The organism is Agaricicola taiwanensis (assembly GCF_014635245.1).
Taxonomy (GTDB): domain Bacteria; phylum Pseudomonadota; class Alphaproteobacteria; order Rhizobiales; family Methylopilaceae; genus Agaricicola; species Agaricicola taiwanensis.
Map to the genome: position 1 here is coordinate 509,171 of NZ_BMCP01000002.1, position 19,112 is coordinate 528,282.

Annotated in this window: 17 protein-coding genes and 1 other RNA gene; 10 read left to right on the forward strand and 8 right to left on the reverse strand. The window is 62.8% G+C overall.

What is annotated here, in order from left to right:
* Positions 1-13: 13 nt before the first annotated feature.
* The gene (locus IEV58_RS09850; protein ID WP_188410272.1) at positions 14-2,272 is read right to left on the reverse strand and encodes an ATP-dependent helicase; all 2,259 of its coding nucleotides are present in this window, start codon (positions 2,270-2,272) and stop codon (positions 14-16) included.
* Positions 2,273-2,565: 293 nt separating this feature from the next.
* Here IEV58_RS09850 and IEV58_RS09855 point away from each other — a divergent pair, with 293 nt between their 5' ends.
* Complete coding sequence (locus IEV58_RS09855) at positions 2,566-4,068, forward strand: inorganic phosphate transporter (protein ID WP_188409554.1); 1,503 nt, start codon at positions 2,566-2,568, stop codon at positions 4,066-4,068.
* On the opposite strand, the gene IEV58_RS09860 is transcribed toward IEV58_RS09855, so the two are convergent.
* Positions 4,065-4,553 carry an NUDIX hydrolase gene (locus tag IEV58_RS09860; RefSeq protein ID WP_188409555.1) on the reverse strand — a complete coding sequence of 163 codons (489 nt, stop codon included), beginning with the start codon at positions 4,551-4,553 and terminating at the stop codon, positions 4,065-4,067. The two genes, IEV58_RS09855 and IEV58_RS09860, sit on opposite strands and share 4 nt — an antisense overlap.
* Before the next feature lie 175 nt (positions 4,554-4,728).
* Between IEV58_RS09860 and IEV58_RS09865 the strand changes: the two genes are divergently transcribed.
* Together IEV58_RS09865 and IEV58_RS09870 are read left to right on the forward strand one after the other, a co-directional pair.
* A complete protein-coding gene (locus tag IEV58_RS09865) occupies positions 4,729-6,135 on the forward strand; it encodes an FAD-binding oxidoreductase (RefSeq protein ID WP_188409556.1) in 1,407 nt (468 codons plus the stop codon).
* 71 nt (positions 6,136-6,206) lie between these two features.
* A complete protein-coding gene (locus IEV58_RS09870) occupies positions 6,207-9,809 on the forward strand; it encodes an AsmA family protein (RefSeq protein ID WP_188409557.1) in 3,603 nt (1,200 codons plus the stop codon).
* A 2-nt stretch (positions 9,810-9,811) separates the two neighbouring features.
* On the opposite strand, the gene IEV58_RS09875 is transcribed toward IEV58_RS09870, so the two are convergent.
* From IEV58_RS09875 to IEV58_RS09900, 6 genes are all read right to left on the reverse strand, one after another.
* Entirely contained in the window at positions 9,812-10,027 is a 216-nt protein-coding gene (locus tag IEV58_RS09875; protein ID WP_188409558.1) for a ribbon-helix-helix domain-containing protein, read from the reverse strand.
* Positions 10,024-10,209, reverse strand: coding sequence for a DUF4169 family protein (locus IEV58_RS09880; RefSeq protein ID WP_188409559.1), 186 nt, complete (start codon positions 10,207-10,209; stop codon positions 10,024-10,026). The genes IEV58_RS09875 and IEV58_RS09880 overlap by 4 nt, the downstream gene beginning before the upstream one ends.
* A 62-nt stretch (positions 10,210-10,271) precedes the next feature.
* A complete protein-coding gene (gene fumC / locus IEV58_RS09885; protein WP_188409560.1) occupies positions 10,272-11,663 on the reverse strand; it encodes a class II fumarate hydratase in 1,392 nt (463 codons plus the stop codon).
* A 105-nt stretch (positions 11,664-11,768) separates the two neighbouring features.
* A complete protein-coding gene (locus tag IEV58_RS09890) occupies positions 11,769-12,314 on the reverse strand; it encodes an SspB family protein (protein WP_188409561.1) in 546 nt (181 codons plus the stop codon).
* A 42-nt stretch (positions 12,315-12,356) separates the two neighbouring features.
* Positions 12,357-12,711: a transfer-messenger RNA gene (ssrA, locus tag IEV58_RS09895) on the reverse strand.
* A 56-nt stretch (positions 12,712-12,767) separates the two neighbouring features.
* A complete protein-coding gene (locus tag IEV58_RS09900) occupies positions 12,768-13,121 on the reverse strand; it encodes a PepSY domain-containing protein (RefSeq protein ID WP_188409562.1) in 354 nt (117 codons plus the stop codon).
* Positions 13,122-13,317: 196 nt separating this feature from the next.
* On the opposite strand from IEV58_RS09900, the gene IEV58_RS09905 reads away from it, so the two are divergent.
* The 7 genes from IEV58_RS09905 (at position 13,318) to IEV58_RS09935 (ending at position 19,099) form a co-directional block, all read left to right on the forward strand.
* On the forward strand, positions 13,318-14,112 hold the full coding sequence (locus tag IEV58_RS09905) for a thymidylate synthase (protein WP_188409563.1): 795 nt from the start codon (positions 13,318-13,320) through the stop codon (positions 14,110-14,112).
* Positions 14,109-14,594, forward strand: coding sequence for a GNAT family N-acetyltransferase (locus IEV58_RS09910; RefSeq protein ID WP_188409564.1), 486 nt, complete (start codon positions 14,109-14,111; stop codon positions 14,592-14,594). Before IEV58_RS09905 ends, IEV58_RS09910 begins: the two co-directional genes overlap by 4 nt.
* Positions 14,591-15,112: a dihydrofolate reductase gene (locus IEV58_RS09915; RefSeq protein ID WP_188409565.1), complete on the forward strand. Its 522-nt coding sequence runs from the start codon at positions 14,591-14,593 to the stop codon at positions 15,110-15,112. Before IEV58_RS09910 ends, IEV58_RS09915 begins: the two co-directional genes overlap by 4 nt.
* Positions 15,113-15,246: 134 nt before the next feature.
* Complete coding sequence (gene hflK, locus IEV58_RS09920) at positions 15,247-16,386, forward strand: FtsH protease activity modulator HflK (RefSeq protein ID WP_188409566.1); 1,140 nt, start codon at positions 15,247-15,249, stop codon at positions 16,384-16,386.
* Positions 16,383-17,306 (forward strand): protease modulator HflC, encoded by a 924-nt coding sequence (hflC, locus tag IEV58_RS09925; RefSeq protein WP_188409567.1) that lies wholly within the window; start codon positions 16,383-16,385, stop codon positions 17,304-17,306. Before hflK ends, hflC begins: the two co-directional genes overlap by 4 nt.
* Positions 17,303-17,488: a DUF2065 domain-containing protein gene (locus tag IEV58_RS09930; RefSeq protein WP_188409568.1), complete on the forward strand. Its 186-nt coding sequence runs from the start codon at positions 17,303-17,305 to the stop codon at positions 17,486-17,488. Before hflC ends, IEV58_RS09930 begins: the two co-directional genes overlap by 4 nt.
* A gap of 114 nt (positions 17,489-17,602) precedes the next feature.
* Complete coding sequence (locus IEV58_RS09935; protein ID WP_188409569.1) at positions 17,603-19,099, forward strand: Do family serine endopeptidase; 1,497 nt, start codon at positions 17,603-17,605, stop codon at positions 19,097-19,099.
* The last annotated feature ends 13 nt before the right edge of the window (positions 19,100-19,112 follow it).

Genomic DNA, 19,112 nt, shown 5'->3' on the forward strand with positions numbered 1-19,112 from the left:
TTTCGTGAAAAGGTCAGGCCGGCTCGACGAAGCTGTCGAGGATGTGTTTCTGTCCGGCCTTGTCGAAATCGACCGTCAGCTTGTTGCCTTCCACCATGGCCACATGTCCATAGCCGAATTTCTGGTGGAAGATGCGAGTGCCGACGGGATAGGCGCTGGTGCCGGTGGATTTTGCCACCAGTTCGCCCTCGATAACTCTTGGTCCGCGGCGGAAGGTCTCTGCCTGAGGGGCCGCGCGATTGGCCTGCGCGCGTTGCCAGCCGGGGGTCGCGTAGCTCGACGAGAAGGGCGCCAGCCCATCGAAGCGGCTGCGGCCATAGGATGAGGAGAAGGTGGCCGGTGCCTCCAACACGTCCACATGCTCCTCCGGCAGTTCGTCCAAGAAGCGGGAGGGGATCGACGTCTGCCACATGCCGTGGATGCGGCGGTTGGACGCGAAGGAAATCTTGGCGCGTTTCCTGGCACGTGTGATGCCGACATAGGCGAGGCGGCGCTCTTCCTCCAGGCCCGCCCGGCCGCTTTCATCCAGAGAGCGCTGGTGCGGAAACAGGCCTTCCTCCCAGCCGGAAAGGAACACTGTATCGAATTCCAGACCCTTGGCGGCGTGCAGGGTCATGATCGTCACCGCATCCGAGCCGGCGCCGCCCTCGGTGTCCATCACCAGCGACACATGCTCCAGGAAGCCGGCCATATTCTCAAAGCCGTCCATGGACCGGACCAGCTCTTTCAGGTTCTCAAGCCTGCCGGCGGCATCGGCCGACCGATCCCGCTTCCACATCTCGGTATAGCCGCTCTCATCGAGGATGATTTCGGCAAGTTCGGTGTGGGTGATCTGGTCGAGCCTAGCCGACCAGCGCGCAAAATGATCCAGCACATCCTTCAACGCCGCGCGGGGTTTGGGCTTGAGTTCGCCGCTGTCGACCGCGATGTGCGCCGCTGCCATGAGCGGTATCTTCTGCGCCCGGGCGATGGCATGGCACAGCGCGATGCTCGCATCGCCAAGGCCGCGTTTCGGGGTGTTGACGATCCGCTCAAAGGCTAGGTCGTCCGCTGGGCTTACGACGCAGCGAAAATAGGCGAGGGCGTCCCGAATTTCGGCGCGCTCGTAGAAGCGCGGGCCGCCAATGACGCGGTAGTTCAGGCCTACCGTGACGAAGCGATCCTCGAACTCGCGCATCTGGAACGAGGCCCGCACCAGGATCGCGATGTCGTTGAGCGCATGTCCCTTGTTTTGCAGGCTTTCGATCTCGTCGGCGATGGTGCGCGCCTCCTCGCCGCTGTCCCAGGCGCCGTTGACGGTCACCTTCTCGCCGATGTCGCCCTGTGGTTGAAGGGTCTTACCAAGTCGCCCCTCGTTGTGGGCGATCAGATGGGATGCGGAGGCGAGAATGTGCCCGTCGGAGCGGTAATTGCGCTCCAGGCGGATCACCGTTGCGCCGGGAAAATCCTTTTCAAAGCGCAGGATGTTGTCCACCTCGGCGCCGCGCCAGCCGTAGATCGACTGATCGTCGTCACCCACGCAGCAGATGTTGTGCGATCCCTGCGCAAGCAACCGAAGCCAGAGATATTGCGCGACGTTGGTGTCCTGATACTCGTCCACCAGGATGTAGCGGAAGCGGCGGTGGTAATCGGCCAAGATATCGGGATTTTCGCGGAAGATGCGGATCGGCTCCAGCAACAGGTCGCCAAAATCCGTGGCATTGAGGATCTTCAGGCGCTCCTGATAGAGGGCGTAAAGATCGGGGCCGCGGCCGTTGGCGAACAGGCCGGCATCGGCTGCCGAGACCTTGTCGGGGCCGATAGCCCGATTCTTCCAGCCATCGATGAGATGGGCGAGCTGGCGGGCGGGCCAGCGCTTCTCATCGATATTTTCCGCCTGCAGAACCTGCTTCAGCAGCCGGATCTGATCGTCGGTGTCGAGGATGGTGAAACCGGACTTGAGGCCGGCAAGCTCGGCATGGCGGCGGAGAATCTTGGTGCCGATGGAGTGAAAGGTGCCGAGCCACGGCATGCCTTCCGCAACACCTCCTACGAGTGCTGCGATACGCTCCTTCATCTCGCGCGCGGCCTTGTTGGTGAAGGTCACCGCCAGGATCTGCGAAGGATGCGCCTTGCCCGTCGCCAGGATGTGGGCGATGCGGGTCGTCAGGGCGCGTGTCTTGCCCGTCCCTGCGCCGGCAAGCACTAGCACTGGCCCATCCAATGTCTCTACAGCGTGACGCTGCTCGGGATTGAGGCCTTCCAGATAGGCGGCGGCAGGACGTGCGCCCATGGCACGAGCCGCGATGCCGCCGGGTCTGATGGCCGGGGCGGGGGCAGGGGGCGTGCGGGCGGAATCGGTCACGGCAGGGTCCTTGGGAGCATTAGGCCGATATAATGAATCGGTGGCGTGATTGCATCATGTCAGGACGCCACAATGCCAGCGTGTTCTTTGTTCGTTCTGTCATGGCAGGCGCGGTAAGCCAAGATGCAAGCGCCGAATTGCGCCGCTTGGCGCGAAAAAGGCATGCATCATCTTCGTGTTGATGATAATCGCGCCGCAACACGTCAAGGCACGGGGATCTCGTGGCGCAGAGCACCATCGACAAGGACTTGAAGAAGGTCGTTCATCTCGAACAGGCGACTTACAGTCTATCGCGCTCCCTTGCTGTGCCTGGCCTCACGGCAATGTTCTTCGTCGTCGTGCTGCTGCTGGCCAGCCTCTATGTGACGGAAGGCCCGCTGGGGTGGGCCGTGATCGCTGCCGCCGTCATAGGCGGCTACATGGCGCTGTCAATCGGTGCCAATGATGTGGCGAACAACATGGGCCCCGCCGTGGGCAGCCGGGCCCTCACGCTGGGCGGCGCCATCGTCATAGCTGCTATTTGCGAAGCAGCCGGCGCTATGCTGGCCGGTGGGGACGTGGTGTCAACCATCTCCAGCGATCTGATCCATCCCGATAGCCCGCTGTCATCGGAGCAGTTCATCATCCTGATGATGGCGGCATTGCTCGCTTCCGCCATGTGGATACATGTCGCCACCATTCTGGGTGCGCCGGTTTCAACCACGCACGCCATCGTGGGCGCTGTCGTCGGATCGGCAATTGCGGCTGCGGGCGCGCATGTGGTCGACTGGCACATCATTGCGCGGATCACGGCCAGCTGGCTGATCTCTCCGGTCGTGGGGGGCATTTTTGCTGCGGCTCTTCTGGGCTTCGTGAAATGGTCGATCCTGTTTCAGCCGGATCGTGTCGCCGCGGCGCGCCGGTGGGTGCCGGTTTTGATCGCGCTCATGCTTGGCGTTTTCGCGATGTACATGGCCAGCAAGGGCGTTCAGCGCATCACGTCGGTGCCGACACCCTGGGTAATCGCGCTGGGTGCTGGCTTCGCCGCGGGAGGCTACATCCTGTGCCGGCCATGGGTGCGGCGGCGCTCGGAAGGCATGGAGAACCGTCGCAAGCAGATCGCGACCCTGTTCTCGATCCCTCTCATTTTCGCGGCGGCCCTGCTGTCTTTCGCCCACGGCGCAAACGACGTTGCCAATGCTGTCGGTCCTTTGGCGGCCATCGTTGCGACGGTCGCTGGCGGCTCGACTGAGGCAGGCGTGGTCGAACTGCCGTTGTGGGTGCTGGCCATCGGCGCCGCCGGCATTTCCATCGGGCTTTCGCTTTTCGGGCCACGCCTAATCCGCACGGTGGGCGAAAAGATCACCAAGATGGACCCGATCCGAGCTTATTGCGTGGCTCTGTCCGCGGCGGTCACCGTGCTGTTTGCATCAGCTCTCGGTTTGCCAGTGTCCTCCACACACATCGCTGTCGGGGCGATCTTCGGTGTGGGATTTCTGCGCGAGCGGCTGACCAACAAGGGCGTGCGCAATCCGGCGGTGCAGCCTCGCAGCCTGTTTCTCGAGCCGTCGAAACTGAACAAGACACCGGAAGATGCAATTCGCAATCAGCTGAAGCGCGAACGTCGCCGTCTTGTCCGGCGGCAACATCTCATCGGTATCGTGGCAGCCTGGGTTATCACGGTGCCGGCGTCCGCCGCTCTAGCGGCGGTGCTCTACACCGTGATGGGTGCGCTGGCGCTTTAGCTGCGCGCCAATCGCTCGCGGGCGTCGAGCCGTTCGATGATCTCGACCAATTGGGTGTCGGACAGAAGGCGCTTGGCGTCCGACATGACGACCCAATGTCTGTGTCGCTGGCCGTCCTCGGGCCAGGAGGTAAGCTGTTCCGTCAGACGCAGCGGATAAAGATCGACCTCCAGGCGCTGCCGCCGCATTTCGCGTGCTTTGATCGTGCTGTAGGTGCCGATAGGCGTCTCCTCGACGATGCCGCGGACACCAGCTTCTTCGAAGGCCTCCTGGGCCGCCGAATCCCAAGCGGTCATGCCTGGTATGATGGAGCCTTTGGGGAAGATCCAACGGCCTGTCCGGCGCGATGTTATGATGAGGAATACCGTCTGACTATCGACGGTTGTGAAGGGAATCGCCCCGACCTGTCTTTGGTCACCCTGTGCCAGAGGCGGCACCGGGCTCATGCGGTCACGCAGGTTCGTCAGGAAACGCGCGAAGCTCAAGGTCGAATTCCCATCGCAGTCAGGAGGGAGGGAGCTGGCACCACCAGCCATCGCTGAGAGGTGAGGATAATCGCAAAGTTGCGGAATTGAATGCATGATCGGAGGCAAACGAGAGGTCTTCCACAGAACGCCCCATAAAGTGGTAGCGGGCCTAACAGCGGGGAGTGACAGTTCCATGACAGCAACGCCTGCCCAGCGACCTTCGGCTGCTGCCGTCAACAAGGCTATCAACAGCCTCAAGGAATACTTCGGATCGCGCCTGTCGACCGCCGAGGCCGTGCGCCATCAATATGCCCATACGTTGACGTGGCTGCCTACCCAGCCCGCTGATGCGGTGGTCTTTGCCGAGACGACCGACGAGGTGGCCAAAGTGGTGAGCGCATGTGCCGAGCATCGCGTGCCAGTCATAGCGTTCGGCACGGGAACCTCGCTCGAGGGCCATGTGAATGCACCCCTGGGCGGCGTCACCATTTGTCTCAGGGATATGAAGCGCATCGTTTCGCTCCATGCCGAGGACCTCGACGCAACCGTGGAGGCGGGCGTCACCCGCACCGAGCTCAACGCGCATCTGCGCGACACGGGGCTGTTCTTTCCCATCGATCCCGGGGCAGATGCCTCGCTTGGCGGCATGGCCGCGACGCGGGCTTCCGGCACCAATGCCGTCCGCTATGGCACTATGAAGGACAATGTCCTTGCGCTGACGGTGGTGCTGGCAAATGGGGAAGTGATCCACACCGGCACCCGCGCCCGCAAGTCCTCCGCCGGATACGACCTCACGCGTCTTCTCGTCGGATCAGAGGGAACGCTCGGCATCATCACGGAACTGACGGTGCGACTGGCCGGTATTCCGGAAGCGATATCAGGCGGCATCTGCCCTTTCGCTTCCGTCGCTTCGGCCTGCGAGGCCGTGATGATGACCATTCAGATGGGCATTCCCATTGCTCGCATCGAGCTTCTTGATGAGGTGCAGGTCCGCGCCTGCAACAATTATTCAAAGCTCGGCCTGCCGGAGACACCAACGCTTTTCGTCGAGTTCCACGGCTCCACCGCCGGCGTTGCCGAACAAGCCGAGGCCTTCGGCGCCATCGCGGGCGAATTCGGCGGAGGTCCCTTCCGCTGGACCACACATCCGGAGGAGCGCGGCGCTCTGTGGCAAGCGCGGCATGATGCATTCTGGGCCGCTCAGTCGCTTCGCCCCGGAGCCAGAGCGTTCTCCACCGACGTCTGCGTGCCGATCTCACGTCTCGCCGAATGCGTAGCCGAGACCAAGGCCGACATCGAAGCCTCGGGTGTGATCGCAACCGTCGTGGGCCATGTCGGCGATGGCAATTTCCACACACTGCCGCTGGTCGATATGGATGATCCCGGTGATATCGCACGCGTCGAAGCGTTCATCGGGCGTCTCACGGAGCGCGCCCTCGCCATGGGCGGCACCTGTTCCGGTGAACACGGCGTGGGACAGGGCAAAATGGCCTATCTTCCCAAGGAGCATGACGCCGGGGCGCTGGACGCCATGCGCGCCATCAAGCGGGCGCTCGATCCTCACAACATCATGAACCCGGGAAAGCTTGTCGCAATCTAGCCCGTGTGACGGCATAAAGGGAGTTCAGGCGCATCGGGCGCCGTACCCTTTTGGTAGGACGCGCAGGTTTCGTGAATACGATTCTGACGACCATAGCGGCGGCATTGGTTCTGGCACTGGGTGCCGCGCTGATCGGACCTTACTTCGTCGACTGGACGGCCTATCGCGCGGAATTCGAAGCGCGGGCGAGCCAGATTGTGGGGACGCCGGTGCACGTGCGCGGGTCGGTGGAGGCACGGCTTCTTCCCCATCCCTCCATCAGTTTCAACGACGTTGAAATGGGCGCTCCGGGAGAGAAGGCGCGGCTGGAGGCGACATCCTTTTCGCTGAGGCTTTTCCCCGCTCCCTTGTTGAGAGGGGAAGTGCATGTCCGCGACGTCGATGTGGTGGCGCCCCGCCTGACGGTCGAGATCGGGCCGGACGGCGAGCTCGCGCTGCCACTGGAAGCCAACTCCCTCCAGCTGGTCGATCCGGCGAAGGTCACTCTGGAGCGGATCGGTATCACGCAGGGCGTGCTGGTGGTTCTGGATCCGGAAACGGGCCGGTCTGAAAAAATCACAGGTATCCTTGGGCAGGGCAGCGCCAGTTCGCTGATGGGTCCCTTCAAGTTCGAAGGCCGCGGAATCCGCGGCAGCAAGGCTTATGATCTGAAGCTCGCGACCGGTCGTTTCGCCGGCGAGCGGATGCAGACCCGCCTTGAGCTCACCTCCGATACGCCGGCACGTGATCTTCTGCTCGATGGTTTTCTGAGCTTCTCCGGCCTCAGGCCCTCATTCCAGGGGCGGGCTGTGCTGACGCGCGCAGCGACCGATACTACTATAGAGAGCTGGCGCATTGAGGGGCGTCTTGTCGCCGATCCCCGTACTGTCCGCATTGACGACTTCAGTCTTCAGCTTGGTCCCGATGATCGGGCATTGCGTCTGGAAGGCTTCGGCGATCTGGCGCTTGGCGCGCGGCCGCAAGGCAAGGTCACGCTGTCCGCCCGGCAGCTGGATGTTGATCGCCTGCTGGGCCCCGGCGATCAGCCGCGCACCCCGCGCCAGTCCCTGGAGATGCTGCTTTCCCGGTTGGAGCGTCCGGCTTCAGGAATGCCGCTGGCGGTTGAGCTGAAAACCGACGGCCTTCTTATAAGCCAGGAGCTCATTCAAAACGTCGATCTGGCATTTGAAACCGCCGGCGGAGACGGCTCGGCCATCGCGGTTCGCAAGGCCCAGGCTCGGTTTCCCGGTGGTGCGCGTGCGGCGGTCGCCGGACGGCTCGCCATGGGTCCTGGCGGGCCAACGTTCAAAGGCCGCGCCGAGACTGACGTTCGGGACTGGCCGCAACTGGCGCGCTGGCTTGGCGGTACCGATCGGCTTCCCGGTATCAGTACAATCTCCTTTCTGGGCGACGTCGAAGCCTCCGCATCGCGCGTGGAGCTGTCTCAGGCCACACTTTCGCTCGACGGCGAAACGGCGGAGGGGCGCGTGGTCTGGGAGCGCAAGGGTGGGGCGGCGTCACTTGCGGCCGCTGTCACAGCAGAACGCCTCGATCTCGATGCCATCGATCTTCCCGGACTTTCCCGATCGATAGAGGTCGCCTCAGCCGTGGATCTTGCCCTCGACGCGAAGGCAATACGCTACGCCGGGCTCGATGCGCGCGGCGTTTCGATCAATCTGGTGACCCACGGTAGGGATTTGACGGTGCGCCGCTTCGCACTCGACGATGTCGGCGGCGCAAAGGTCGATGTCTCCGGCGACCTGGAGATCCGCTCGGGCGCGGTGAGTGGCATGTTGAGCGGCCGGATCTCGGCCCGCGAGCTTGACGGCATCGCTGCCCTCCTGCGCAAAAGCCCTCTTCCGGATGCCGTCGCGGAGGGATTTGCGGATCGTGCCGCCGTTCTGGCGCCCATGGACGCCGAAGTCGTTTTCGGAGCTGATCCTGAGAAGGCCGGAGGCGTGCTGCTGCGCGCCAAGGGCACTGCGGGAGGGTCGGTTGTTGACGCTCAGTTAAAGCTGGATGCGCCGGCGGCCGATGCCACCATTGAGGCCCGCGCGAGTGTGAATGCGGCCGAGGCGAACCGATTGCTGCAGCAGCTGGGATTTCCGGTGGTCTCCTTGGAGAGCGGCGGTCCGGGAAGATTGGTGCTGGGAGCCCGCGGGCTCCTGGCGAAAGCGGTGGCGACGCGGCTTGAGGTCGATATGCTGGAGACGGACCTGGACGCCCATGGCGATCTCGCATTCGCCGGCGGCGAGCTGAAAGGTGTCTTGCAGACCTCGCTGGCCAGCGCCGACATCTCGCGTCTGATGTCGCGCTTCGGGCGTCTCCCGCCGGTGACGCTGGATTCCTTGCCGATCGCGCTCGAGGCGCGGCTTGATCTCAGCAAGGACCGCATGGCTTTTTCGGATATCGAGGGCATGGTGGATGGCCGTGCGGTGGCGGGCCGTCTCGCCTTTGCCGGCGGTGGTTGGCGCACCGTGTCCGGGGCGCTGCAACTGGCGCGTCTTGATCTGTCCGAAGCCATGGCGATGGGACTTGGTCCATTGGCTTTCGATGGTCCCGCCCGGGAAGCTCCGTGGCCCAGCGGGCCCGTGGCACCTGGTCCTTTTGACGGTTTCACCGGGCAAATCGGCCTGTCGCTGGAGGAGGTCGGGCTGCCGATGGTGCCCTCCCTGCGCGCGGCGAAGGCCACTCTGGTGCTTGCGCCGCGTGAAGCGCGCTTTGATCAGGTCAGCGGTGAGATCGCCGGCGGCCGTCTTGAGGCGGCACTCGGGCTGTCGCTGCTCGACGAAGGCATGACATTGAAAACGACGATCAATGTCACCAACGCCGATCTAAGCGCGGTGCTGTGGCAGGGGGCTGATGGAAAGGCTGCCGTCGTGGGTCAGGGCAATCTCTCGATGGACGTCCAGGGTTCCGGCCCCACGATTGCCGAAGCGGTAGGGGGGCTGAGTGGAGGGGGCTCACTGACCTTAAGGGATGTCACCATCGCAGGTCTCGATCCGACGGCCTTCAGCCGCATTCGAACCGCGGCGGAACAGGGCCTCGATCTTGCGCCCGCCAGTATCGCCAAAGCCTTCTCGGCGGAGGCTGCTAAGGATGATCTCACCATCACCGAGGCGACCGGTGCCTTTTCCGTTGCAGGGGGAACGGTGCGGCTATCCAATATGGCTGTCGACGCGCCGGCGGCGACCATATCGGCCCTTGCCACCCTCGATCTTGCACGGCTTCACCTGCAGAGCACCATCGGCGTCGGCCCACAGACCATGGACGAGATCGAACCATCGGCTCTGCCGCGTGTCTCCCTCAACTTCACGGGGCGCCTGACCGAACCCCGCCGGGAGGTGGATGTGACCGGTTTGAGCAGCTTCTTGACCGGGGAAGCAATCGAGCGGGAAGTCAAACGTATCCACGAGCTTGAGGATGCCGCGCATGAGCGAGCACGCCTGCGCCGTGAAATGGATGCTCGGGACCAGCAGCGCCGGGCGGAAGAGGAAAGACGCCGCGCCGCCGCGCGAAGAGCTGAGCAGGAGCGGATGGCCCGACAGGCCCCGGCGCTGCCGCCGCCGCTTGAGATCGGACCGCCGCCCGGTGCACGCGCGCCTGTTGATCCTTTCAGCATCACGCCGTCTGAAGGGCAGGGGCCGCTGATCCTTTCGCCGCAGATCCAGCCGCGGGACTTGCCCTTGCGGTAAGCCTAGGGATGGCGGTAGTGCGCCAATACGCGCAGCCGGATAGCCGACGACAGGTTGGTGCCGCCGCGCGAGGAATCGATCTCGGCGATCAGCGCCCGCAGCGTCTTGCCCTCGATCGCCGCGATATCCTTGAGTGCGGCCCAGAACGCATCTTCCAGACTGATGGAGGTGCGGTGACCCGCGATTTCGATGGACCGCTTGACGATCGTGCCTGTCACGGTTCGTCTCGGCCGCGTCTGTGACCGTCGAGGTTGCGCGCAGCCTGTTCGGCTTTCATCCGCTCGACATCCTTCTCGGCTTTGGTGCGGCCGAAGCTGACGCGGTTCTGCTCGGCTCTTGCCGTTTTCTCATCGCGCGTCTTGGCCTTGCGCGCCTTATTGAGATTGATGACCTCGGCCATGGCTGGTTCCGCTTAAGGGGCGACGCGCCAGGATAGCGCATCACCCCTCGGGTTTTGCAAACTCACTCGGGAGCGATCATCTTCTCCGGGCGCACCACGGCGTCGAATTCCTCCGCGGTGACGAGGCCGAGATTGATGGCTTCTTCCTTCAGCGTCGTTCCGTTCTTGTGAGCGGTCTTGGCGATCTTGGCGGCATTGTCGTAGCCGATCTTCGGAGCAAGCGCTGTCACCAGCATAAGCGAGCGCTCAAGACCGGCCTTGATGTTGTCCTCGCGCGGCTCGATGCCGACAACGCAGTTATCGGTGAATGACACCGCGGCATCGGCCATGAGACGGACAGACTGCAGGAAGTTGTAGGCCATGACGGGGTTGTAGACGTTCAGCTCGAAGTGGCCTTGGCTGCCGGCGAAGGTGAGGGCGGCATGATTGCCGAAGATCTGGACGCAAACCTGGGTCAGGGCTTCGCACTGGGTCGGGTTGACCTTACCAGGCATGATGGATGAACCGGGCTCGTTCTCGGGCAGCGCAAGTTCGCCAAGACCCGAGCGGGGGCCGGAGCCGAGCAAGCGGATGTCGTTGGCGATCTTGAACAGGGAGGCCGCGACGGTGTTGATGGCGCCGTGGCTGAACACCATGGCATCATGTGCCGCGAGAGCTTCGAACTTGTTGGGCGCCGTCGTGAACTTCATCTGCGTGATCGCGGCGATCTTTTCAGCCACCAGTTCGGCAAAGCCGACTGGCGCGTTCAAGCCGGTTCCGACGGCGGTGCCGCCCTGCGCCAGTTCCATGAGCTTGGGCATGGTCTGCTCGATACGCTCGATGCCGTTCTCGACCTGTGCCGTGTAGCCGGAGAACTCCTGGCCGAGAGTGATGGGCGTCGCATCCTGGGTGTGGGTGCGGCCGATCTTGATGATCTTGTCCCAGGCCTTGGCCTTGTCGTTCAGGGCGTTGCGCAGCTTTTGCAGAGCCGGCAGCAGGCGATGATGAATCTCCTCGGCGCAGGCGATATGCATGGCCGTCGGATAGGTGTCGTTTGACGACTGCGACATGTTGCAGTGGTCATTCGGATGCACCGGCTTTTTGGATCCCATCTCGCCGCCGAGCATCTCGATGGCGCGGTTGGAGACCACCTCATTGGCGTTCATGTTGGACTGGGTGCCCGAGCCGGTCTGCCACACGACGAGCGGGAAATGATCGTCAAGCTTTCCTTCGATCACTTCCTGCGCGGCTCGAACGATGGCATCGCCAACCTTTGGATCGAGCCGGCCGAGGCTCATGTTGGCTTCCGCCGCGGCGCGCTTCACGATGCCAAGGGCGCGGATGACCGGTGCGGGTTGCTTTTCCCAGCCAATCTTGAAGTTGCCGAGCGAGCGCTGGGCCTGGGCACCCCAATAGCGGTCGGAAGCAACTTCGATGGGGCCAAAGGTATCGGTTTCGGTGCGTGTCGCGGTCATCAGCGAGGCCTTGCGTTCAAAGAATGAAGGCGCGCGGACGCGCGCCACGGCTAATGCGCGGCTGTCTAGCATGAGCCAAGCGCGGTCGTCACCGTTGCTCGGGCGTTACTTCTTGCGGAATTTGTCGAGGCTGACGACCTGCGCGCCGCCTTCGCCGTCGTCAGATGCCGCGGCCGGTTCGTCCGCATCGGCTTTCGGCTCTGCTTCGGAGCCTGACGGTTTGGCAATGCTGGTGATATCGGCGCCCGGGCCGGATGGGGCCGATATGACCTCATCCTCCACCGCCGGTGCACTCTCGGCGATCTCGAACTTCAGCCCGAACTGCACGGATGGATCATAGAAGCCGACCAGTGCCTCATAGGGCACCACCAGCTTTTCGGGTACGCCACCGAACGAGAGACCCACCGTGAAGTGGTTCTCCATCACCTCGAGATCCCAAAACTGATGTTGCAGGACGATGGTCATCTCTTCCGGATGCTGTTCGCGCAGGCGGGGGGAAAGCTTTACTCCCGGCGCGCCGGTGCGGAAGGAGACGAAGAAATGATGCTCGCCGGGAAGACCGTCGCGCGCCACATCCGACAGAACCTTGCGGACCAGTCCGCGAAGAGCCTCCTGGGCGCGCAGATCGTAGCGAATAAGGTCAGTCGGCATTGTCCCCGCGCTTCTCGTCCTTGGCCCTTCGGCCGAAATGATAGTGGAGGCTTCTGTTGCCAGGTGCCTCCGAACCCCGCCTGAAGGTGCTAACCCACAGGGCTTTGAGTCGGTATTTCAAACCGCATTACGCGGCCTGAGCAACCGGAGCATAGTTGTCGTTTGCAACTACAGGTTTGGTCCGATAACGGCGGTACCATGCCGAGCAAAAGAGCACCCTTTACACCCTCGTCGATCCTATTTCGCCCCCATCAGAATGAGCCCACAGGCTCATTTTGGTGGAGGCGCCGGGTACCGCCCCCGGGTCCGAATGGTTTATTTCGATGTCCGTTTATCGCCATAGCCGGCTTGCGCCAGCACATCTGAATATAGGGAAGTTCCGACGGAAATAAAGATGGGAGCCGAGCTTTTCAGCCGGCTCCCATGAAGGAAAAGCGGTGCGTTGTCCGGTTGTTACCAACGGCGCTCGCGCTCAACGTCGATAATATCGCCGGTCCTGCTGGAAACGGTGACGATCATGCCGCGGCCTCGCCGATCATCGCCACGCACGACATAACGACCGCGACGCTCTGAAACATCCCGAATATTGACCATCCCGTTGGAGCGGGCGACGCGGGCCGCGTCACGTGAACTGATCCCGCGATACTCCCGCCGGTCGCGGTAACGATCGCGGTCGCGGTCGCCGCGATAATTGGGTTCAACGGTGACGCCGCCTGGGCCGATCTGGATGCTCTGACCCTGCGCGGGGATCGAGAAGCCAAGGCCCAAGGCAACGAAAGAGATGGCGGCAATAGAGGCGCGTTTCATTATTATGTCCTCCCTAGACGGGTGAAGCTGTTGTCGTTCAACTAACTTTCCCGCTCACGCTTTTGTTCCTTAGAGGCTGTTGCCATAAAGCAGAACATCCGTTTCGAACCGGGTGTCGAATGTGGATGAGTATCTCTTTCATGTGCCGCCCGCGCGAAACGATGTAAAATGGTTCTCCAAACACGGAATCATCGCTATGCGCGCCTATCTTGATCTCGTCCAACGCATTCTCGATGAGGGCGTCCAGAAGGGCGACCGCACGGGTACCGGCACACTGTCCGTCTTTGGGCATCAGCTGCGCTTCGACCTGTCGCAGGGCTTCCCCCTGGTCACGACCAAGAAGCTGCATCTCAAATCCATCGTGCATGAGCTCCTGTGGTTCCTCGCTGGCGACACCAACGTCGGCTATCTGCGTGACAACGGCGTCCGCATCTGGGACGAGTGGGCGGACGAGAAGGGCGATCTTGGACCCGTCTACGGCCAGCAGTGGCGGTCGTGGGCTGCGCCCGATGGCCGGACGATCGACCAGATCGCCTGGGTCCTCGACGAGATCCGTCGCAATCCGGATTCCCGCCGTCTTGTGGTCAGCGCCTGGAATCCCGCTGATCTGGACCGCATGGCACTGGCGCCCTGCCATTGTCTGTTCCAGTTTCACGTAGCGGAAGGGCGGCTGTCCTGTCAGCTCTACCAGCGGTCGGCCGATGTCTTCCTTGGCGTTCCGTTCAACATCGCTTCCTACGCGCTTCTGACCCACATGATGGCCCATGTTGCTGGTCTGCAGCCCGGCGATTTCGTCCATAGCTTCGGTGATGCGCATCTCTATCTCAATCACCTGGAGCAGGCGCGCCAGCAACTGGCCCGTACACCGCGCGACCTGCCGAAACTGAAGCTCAACCCCGCCAAGCGCGATCTTTTCGGCTTTTGCTACGAGGATGTCGTGATCGAGGGCTATGACCCTCATCCGCTGATCAAGGCTCCGGTGGCGGTGTGACCCTCACCATTCGGCCTGCGCGTTCCGGTGAAGGCGCCCTGGTTCTCGGCCTGGTGCGTGAACTTGCCGATTATGAAAAGCTGACGCATGAGGTGGATGCGACCGAGGCCATGATGGAGATGGCTTTGTTCGGCTCCCGGCCGCGAGTCTTCTGCGACCTGGCTGAATGGAATGGCGAGGTCGTCGGTCTTGCGCTCTGGTTCTATAATTTCTCCACCTTCCGCGGGCGACACGGCATTTATCTGGAGGATCTCTTCGTCAAGCCGCACATGCGCGGGAAAGGAGCGGGCAAAGCCCTCCTGCGCTCCCTGGCTGTGCGTTGCGTGACGGAAGGACTGACGCGGCTCGAGTGGTCGGTGCTTGATTGGAACAAGCCTTCCATCGATTTCTACATCACATGCGGCGCTGAGCTCATGGACGGCTGGACCACCTGCCGTCTGACGGGAGAGGCGCTGAAGAAGCTCGGGGAGGAGGGCAGATGAAGGTGCCGGTGGTGCCGGTGGTGCTGGTGGTGGCGGTCGCGCGCAACGGCGTCATCGGTGCCGATAACGGCTTGCCCTGGCGGCTGTCGTCTGATCTCAAGCGTTTCAAGGCGCTCACCATGGGGCAGCCCATCATCATGGGTCGCAAGACCTTTCAATCGATCGGAAAACCCTTGCCGGGCCGCGAGACCATCGTGGTTACGCGCAACGCTTATGCGGATTTCGGCCCTGGGATTCATGTAACGACGAGCCTCGACGAGGCCCTGGACCGCGGTCAGGTGCTGGCGCGGGAGATGCGGGCGAAATCAATCGCGGTGATCGGTGGCGGGGAGATCTACGCCCAGGCCATGGCCTACGCCGACCGTCTGGAGATGACCGAGGTTGATGCGTCGCCCGTGGGCGACGCACGCTTTCCGGCTGTCGATGAAACAATCTGGCGTGAGGTCTCGCGGGAGCCGCACAGCGCGGGCGAGAAGGACGATCATGCCTTCACCTTCGTGACCCTGACGCGAAGGTGATGCATCCGGCCATTGACTGGATTGACGTTCTTGCGCACCTGACACGCCGGAATGGTTGAAGCGCGAGGGCGTGTCGCATACAACGCCATGTCGCGAGGCCGTCCGAGAGAGATCGGCGATAGAGTGGAGACGATATGCCCTGGAGCAATCAGAGCGGTGGCGGTGGACCGTGGAAGCAGAATCCGGGACCATGGGGGTCCGGTGGAGGACGTCCTGGCGGTCCCGGCAACGGTTCCGACCTTGAGGAGTTGCTCCGCCGCGGGCAGGACAAGCTGCGGAACGTGATCCCGGGTGGCGGCGGCGGTGGCGGCCTGTTCCTCCTGCTGATTCCCGTCGTGCTGGTGCTGTGGGGGCTGTCCGGCCTTTATACCGTGCAGCCGAGCGAGCAGGGTGTCGTCCTCCGGTTCGGCAAATTCCACCGTACGACCCCGCCGGGCCTCAACTACCACTTGCCATATCCCATCGAAACCGTGCTGACGCCCAATGTGACCGAGAACCGGCGCATCGACGTCGGCGTGCGCATCACCGATACCAACACCAACCGCACGGTTGGCCTGCGCCCGGTGCAGGAAGAAAGCCTGATGCTGACCGGCGACGAAAATATCGTCGATGTCAGCTTCTCGGTGTTCTGGGTGGTCGGTGACGCCGCGGACTATCTTTTCAACGTTCAGAATGTCGAAGGCACCATCAATGCCGTGGCGGAAAGCGCCATGCGTGAAGTGATCGGCCGGTCCGAGCTGCAGCCCATCCTGACGGGTGCGCGCCAGACCACCGAAGTCCAGGTCCATGAACTGATGCAGACTGCGCTCGATGCTTACGGCGCGGGTGTCCGCATCACACAGGTCCAGCTCCAGAAGGTCGATCCGCCGCAGACGGTCATCGGCGCTTTCCGTGACGTCCAGGCGGCGCGTGCCGACCAGGAACGTCTGCAGAACGAAGCGCAGGCCTACGCGAACCGCGTGGTGCCGGAAGCCCGAGGTGAGGCTGCCCGCATCACCCAGGCCGCGGAAGGCTATCGCGAAAGCGTGGTCAACCAGGCCCGGGGCCAATCGGACCGCTTCACCCAGATCTATGCTGAGTATGCCGAAGCGCCCGAGCTGACCCGCCAGCGTATGTTCCTGGAGACCATGGAGAAGCTTTATGGCTCCATGGACAAGGTCATCATCGACCCCTCCGCCACCGGAACCAGCGGTGTCGTACCCTATCTTCCGCTCGATCAACTGCCCCGCGGGCCTCAGCGCACGCCGACCGCCCAGACAGGAGCCACACGATGAAAACCGGCTTTCTTGGCATTCTCGCCGTCGTCGTCATCGGGGCGTTGATTCTGGCGGTAAGCGCCCTGTTCACGGTGCGACAGACAGAGCAAGCGCTCGTCATCCGCTTCGGTAGCCCGCAGATGCCGATCCGCGAGGCCGGGCTGCACTTCAAGGCGCCGTTCATCGACAATGTCGTCTATATCGAGAAACGCATTCTCGATCTGGATCTGCCCGCGCAGGAGGTGATCGCCTCCGATCAGAAACGCCTTGTGGTCGATGCCTTCGCCCGCTACCGCGTTCACGACGCCCTCTTGTTCTATCAGACCGTCGGCTCGGTCGAGGGTGCGGCAAACCGGCTCGCGACCTTCCTCAACTCGTCGCTGCGCCGCGTCCTCGGCGAGAACACCTTCCAGAACGTCGTGCGTGACGCGCGGCCCCAGCTCATGGGGCAGATCCGGGATCAGGTGAACGGGGAGGCGCAGAAGCTCGGCCTCAGCGTCGTCGATGTGAAAATCCGTCGCGCCGATTTGCCCAACGAGAACAGTCAGGCGATCTACGATCGGATGAAGACCGAACGCGAACGTGAAGCGGCTGAAATCCGCGCGCAAGGCGGCGAGGCGGCACAGCGTATCCGCAGCCGTGCCGACCGCGAGGTCACCGTGATCATCGCCGAGGCGCACCGCGATTCCGAACAGAAGCGAGGCGAGGGCGATGCCCAGCGGAACGCCATCTACGCCGAAGCTTATGGCCGTGATCCCGAGTTCTTCGCCTTCTACCGCTCCATGCAGGCCTATGAGCAGGGGCTGAAGGGTGACAATACCCGGCTGGTGCTTTCGCCCGACAACAGCTTCTTCCGGTTCTTCAATACTCCGACCGGAGCCGAGGCCGCAGCGCCGGCCGGAGGCCAGCCAGGCGCAGGGACAGCTGCTCCGCAATGACGGACCTCATCGTCGCGATCGGAATGGTGCTCGCGATCGAGGGTCTGGTCTTCGCGGCCTTTCCCCATGCCACGCGCATGGCGATGCTTGCGACCGCGAAGACACCTGAAAAGGTGCTTCGCGCCACGGGCATCGGCTCTGCAATCCTCGGGGTGTTGATCGTCTGGTTGATACGGGGCTGATGCCTTGGATGGTCGCGCACGCAAGCGTGACCTTTCCCGGCAGAGGAGAACTGTCGCCTGACACCACCGGACAAGTATAACCTCGTGGTGGGGCGATGCTTTAAGAGGGACCGCATGTCGTACCATGGTGTCATAGGCCGAACCTGCCGGAGCTCTGCCGCGGCGCTGGTTGTCGTGGCTTTGGCGTTTCCTCTGACGTCACAGGCGCAGACGGTGGCCCCGGCTCCCGCTCAGGCGCGCGGCCCTGAAGCGATTTCAACGGTCATCAATGACGTGATCGACACGGTGGTGCTGATTTCCACCTCCGAAAGCGTCTCCACCGACATCGCGCCGAATGCCGAAGGGCAGCCGGAGCTTTCACCCGATGTGCCGCTTGATGAATTCTTCAAGGAGTTCTTCGAGCGCCAGGAGCAGGGCGAATCGCAGGGGCGGCCCACCGGCGAAGGCTCGGGCTTTGTGGTGGACCCATCAGGATTGATCGTGACCAACAATCACGTCATCGAGGGGTCCGACGGCATCGAAGTCACCTTGAACGACGGGACCAAGCTGCCTGCCGAGGTGGTGGGACGCGACAAGGAAACAGACATCGCGGTGCTGCGCGTAAAGCCGTCATCCCCTCTGAAGGCGGTGAAGTATGGCAATTCGGACGCTTTGACCGTGGGCGAATGGGTGGTGGCCCTGGGAAATCCGTTCGGCATCGGCCTGTCGGCCTCATCGGGCATCATCTCGGGGCGCAATCGCGACATCCGCTCCGGACGGTTTGATGCCTTCATCCAAACCGATGCCTCCATCAACAAAGGCAATTCCGGCGGCCCCTTGTTCAACCTCAACGGCGAGGTGATCGGCATCAACACGGCCATCCTGTCACCGACCGGCGGCTCCATCGGCATCGGCTTCGCCGTTCCCATCACGACCGCTTCGCGTGTCGTGGATCAACTGGTCCGCTACGGCGAAACCCGGCGCGGTTATATGGGCGTGCGCATTCAGGACGTAACGTCGGAGCTGCTCAGCCGCCTAGGGCTTGATCGTGCGCGCGGCGCATTGATCGCTGGCGTGACGGAAGAGGGGCCGGCGGCCAAGGCGGGGCTGAAGATCGGTGACGTGGTCCTGTCCATCGATGGCAAGCCGGTGCCGGACTCGCGGGCGCTGCAGCGCATCGTGGCCGACGCCGGCAATGATCGCGCCGTCGATGTGGTCATTCTGCGCGACCGCAAGGAGCAGACCTTGAAGGTGATGCTGGGTCGGCTGGAGAAAGAGACTGACGACACCGGCGCGGCCGAACCTGCTCCGGAGGTCGAGCAGACCGGCACCGCCGATGCCTTCGGCGCCAAATTCGCCAATATCACCGATGAATTGAGGCGTAGTTTCTCGATCGATCAAACCGTGCGGGGATCGCTGGTGGTCGTCGAAGTCTCCAAGGATGCGCCCTTGGCGGCGGCCCAGATCGCGCCGGGCTTTGTGTTGCTGGAAGTCCAGCAGCACGCGGTGCGGGACGGCGAGGGTTTGAAGGAACGTATCAAGAGCCTGAAGGCCACGGGCAAGACCACAGCACAGTTGCTGTTTTCTTCGCCCGATGGGGCCTACCGCTTCGTCACCGCCAAGCTCGATTGAGGCGATCAGGCTC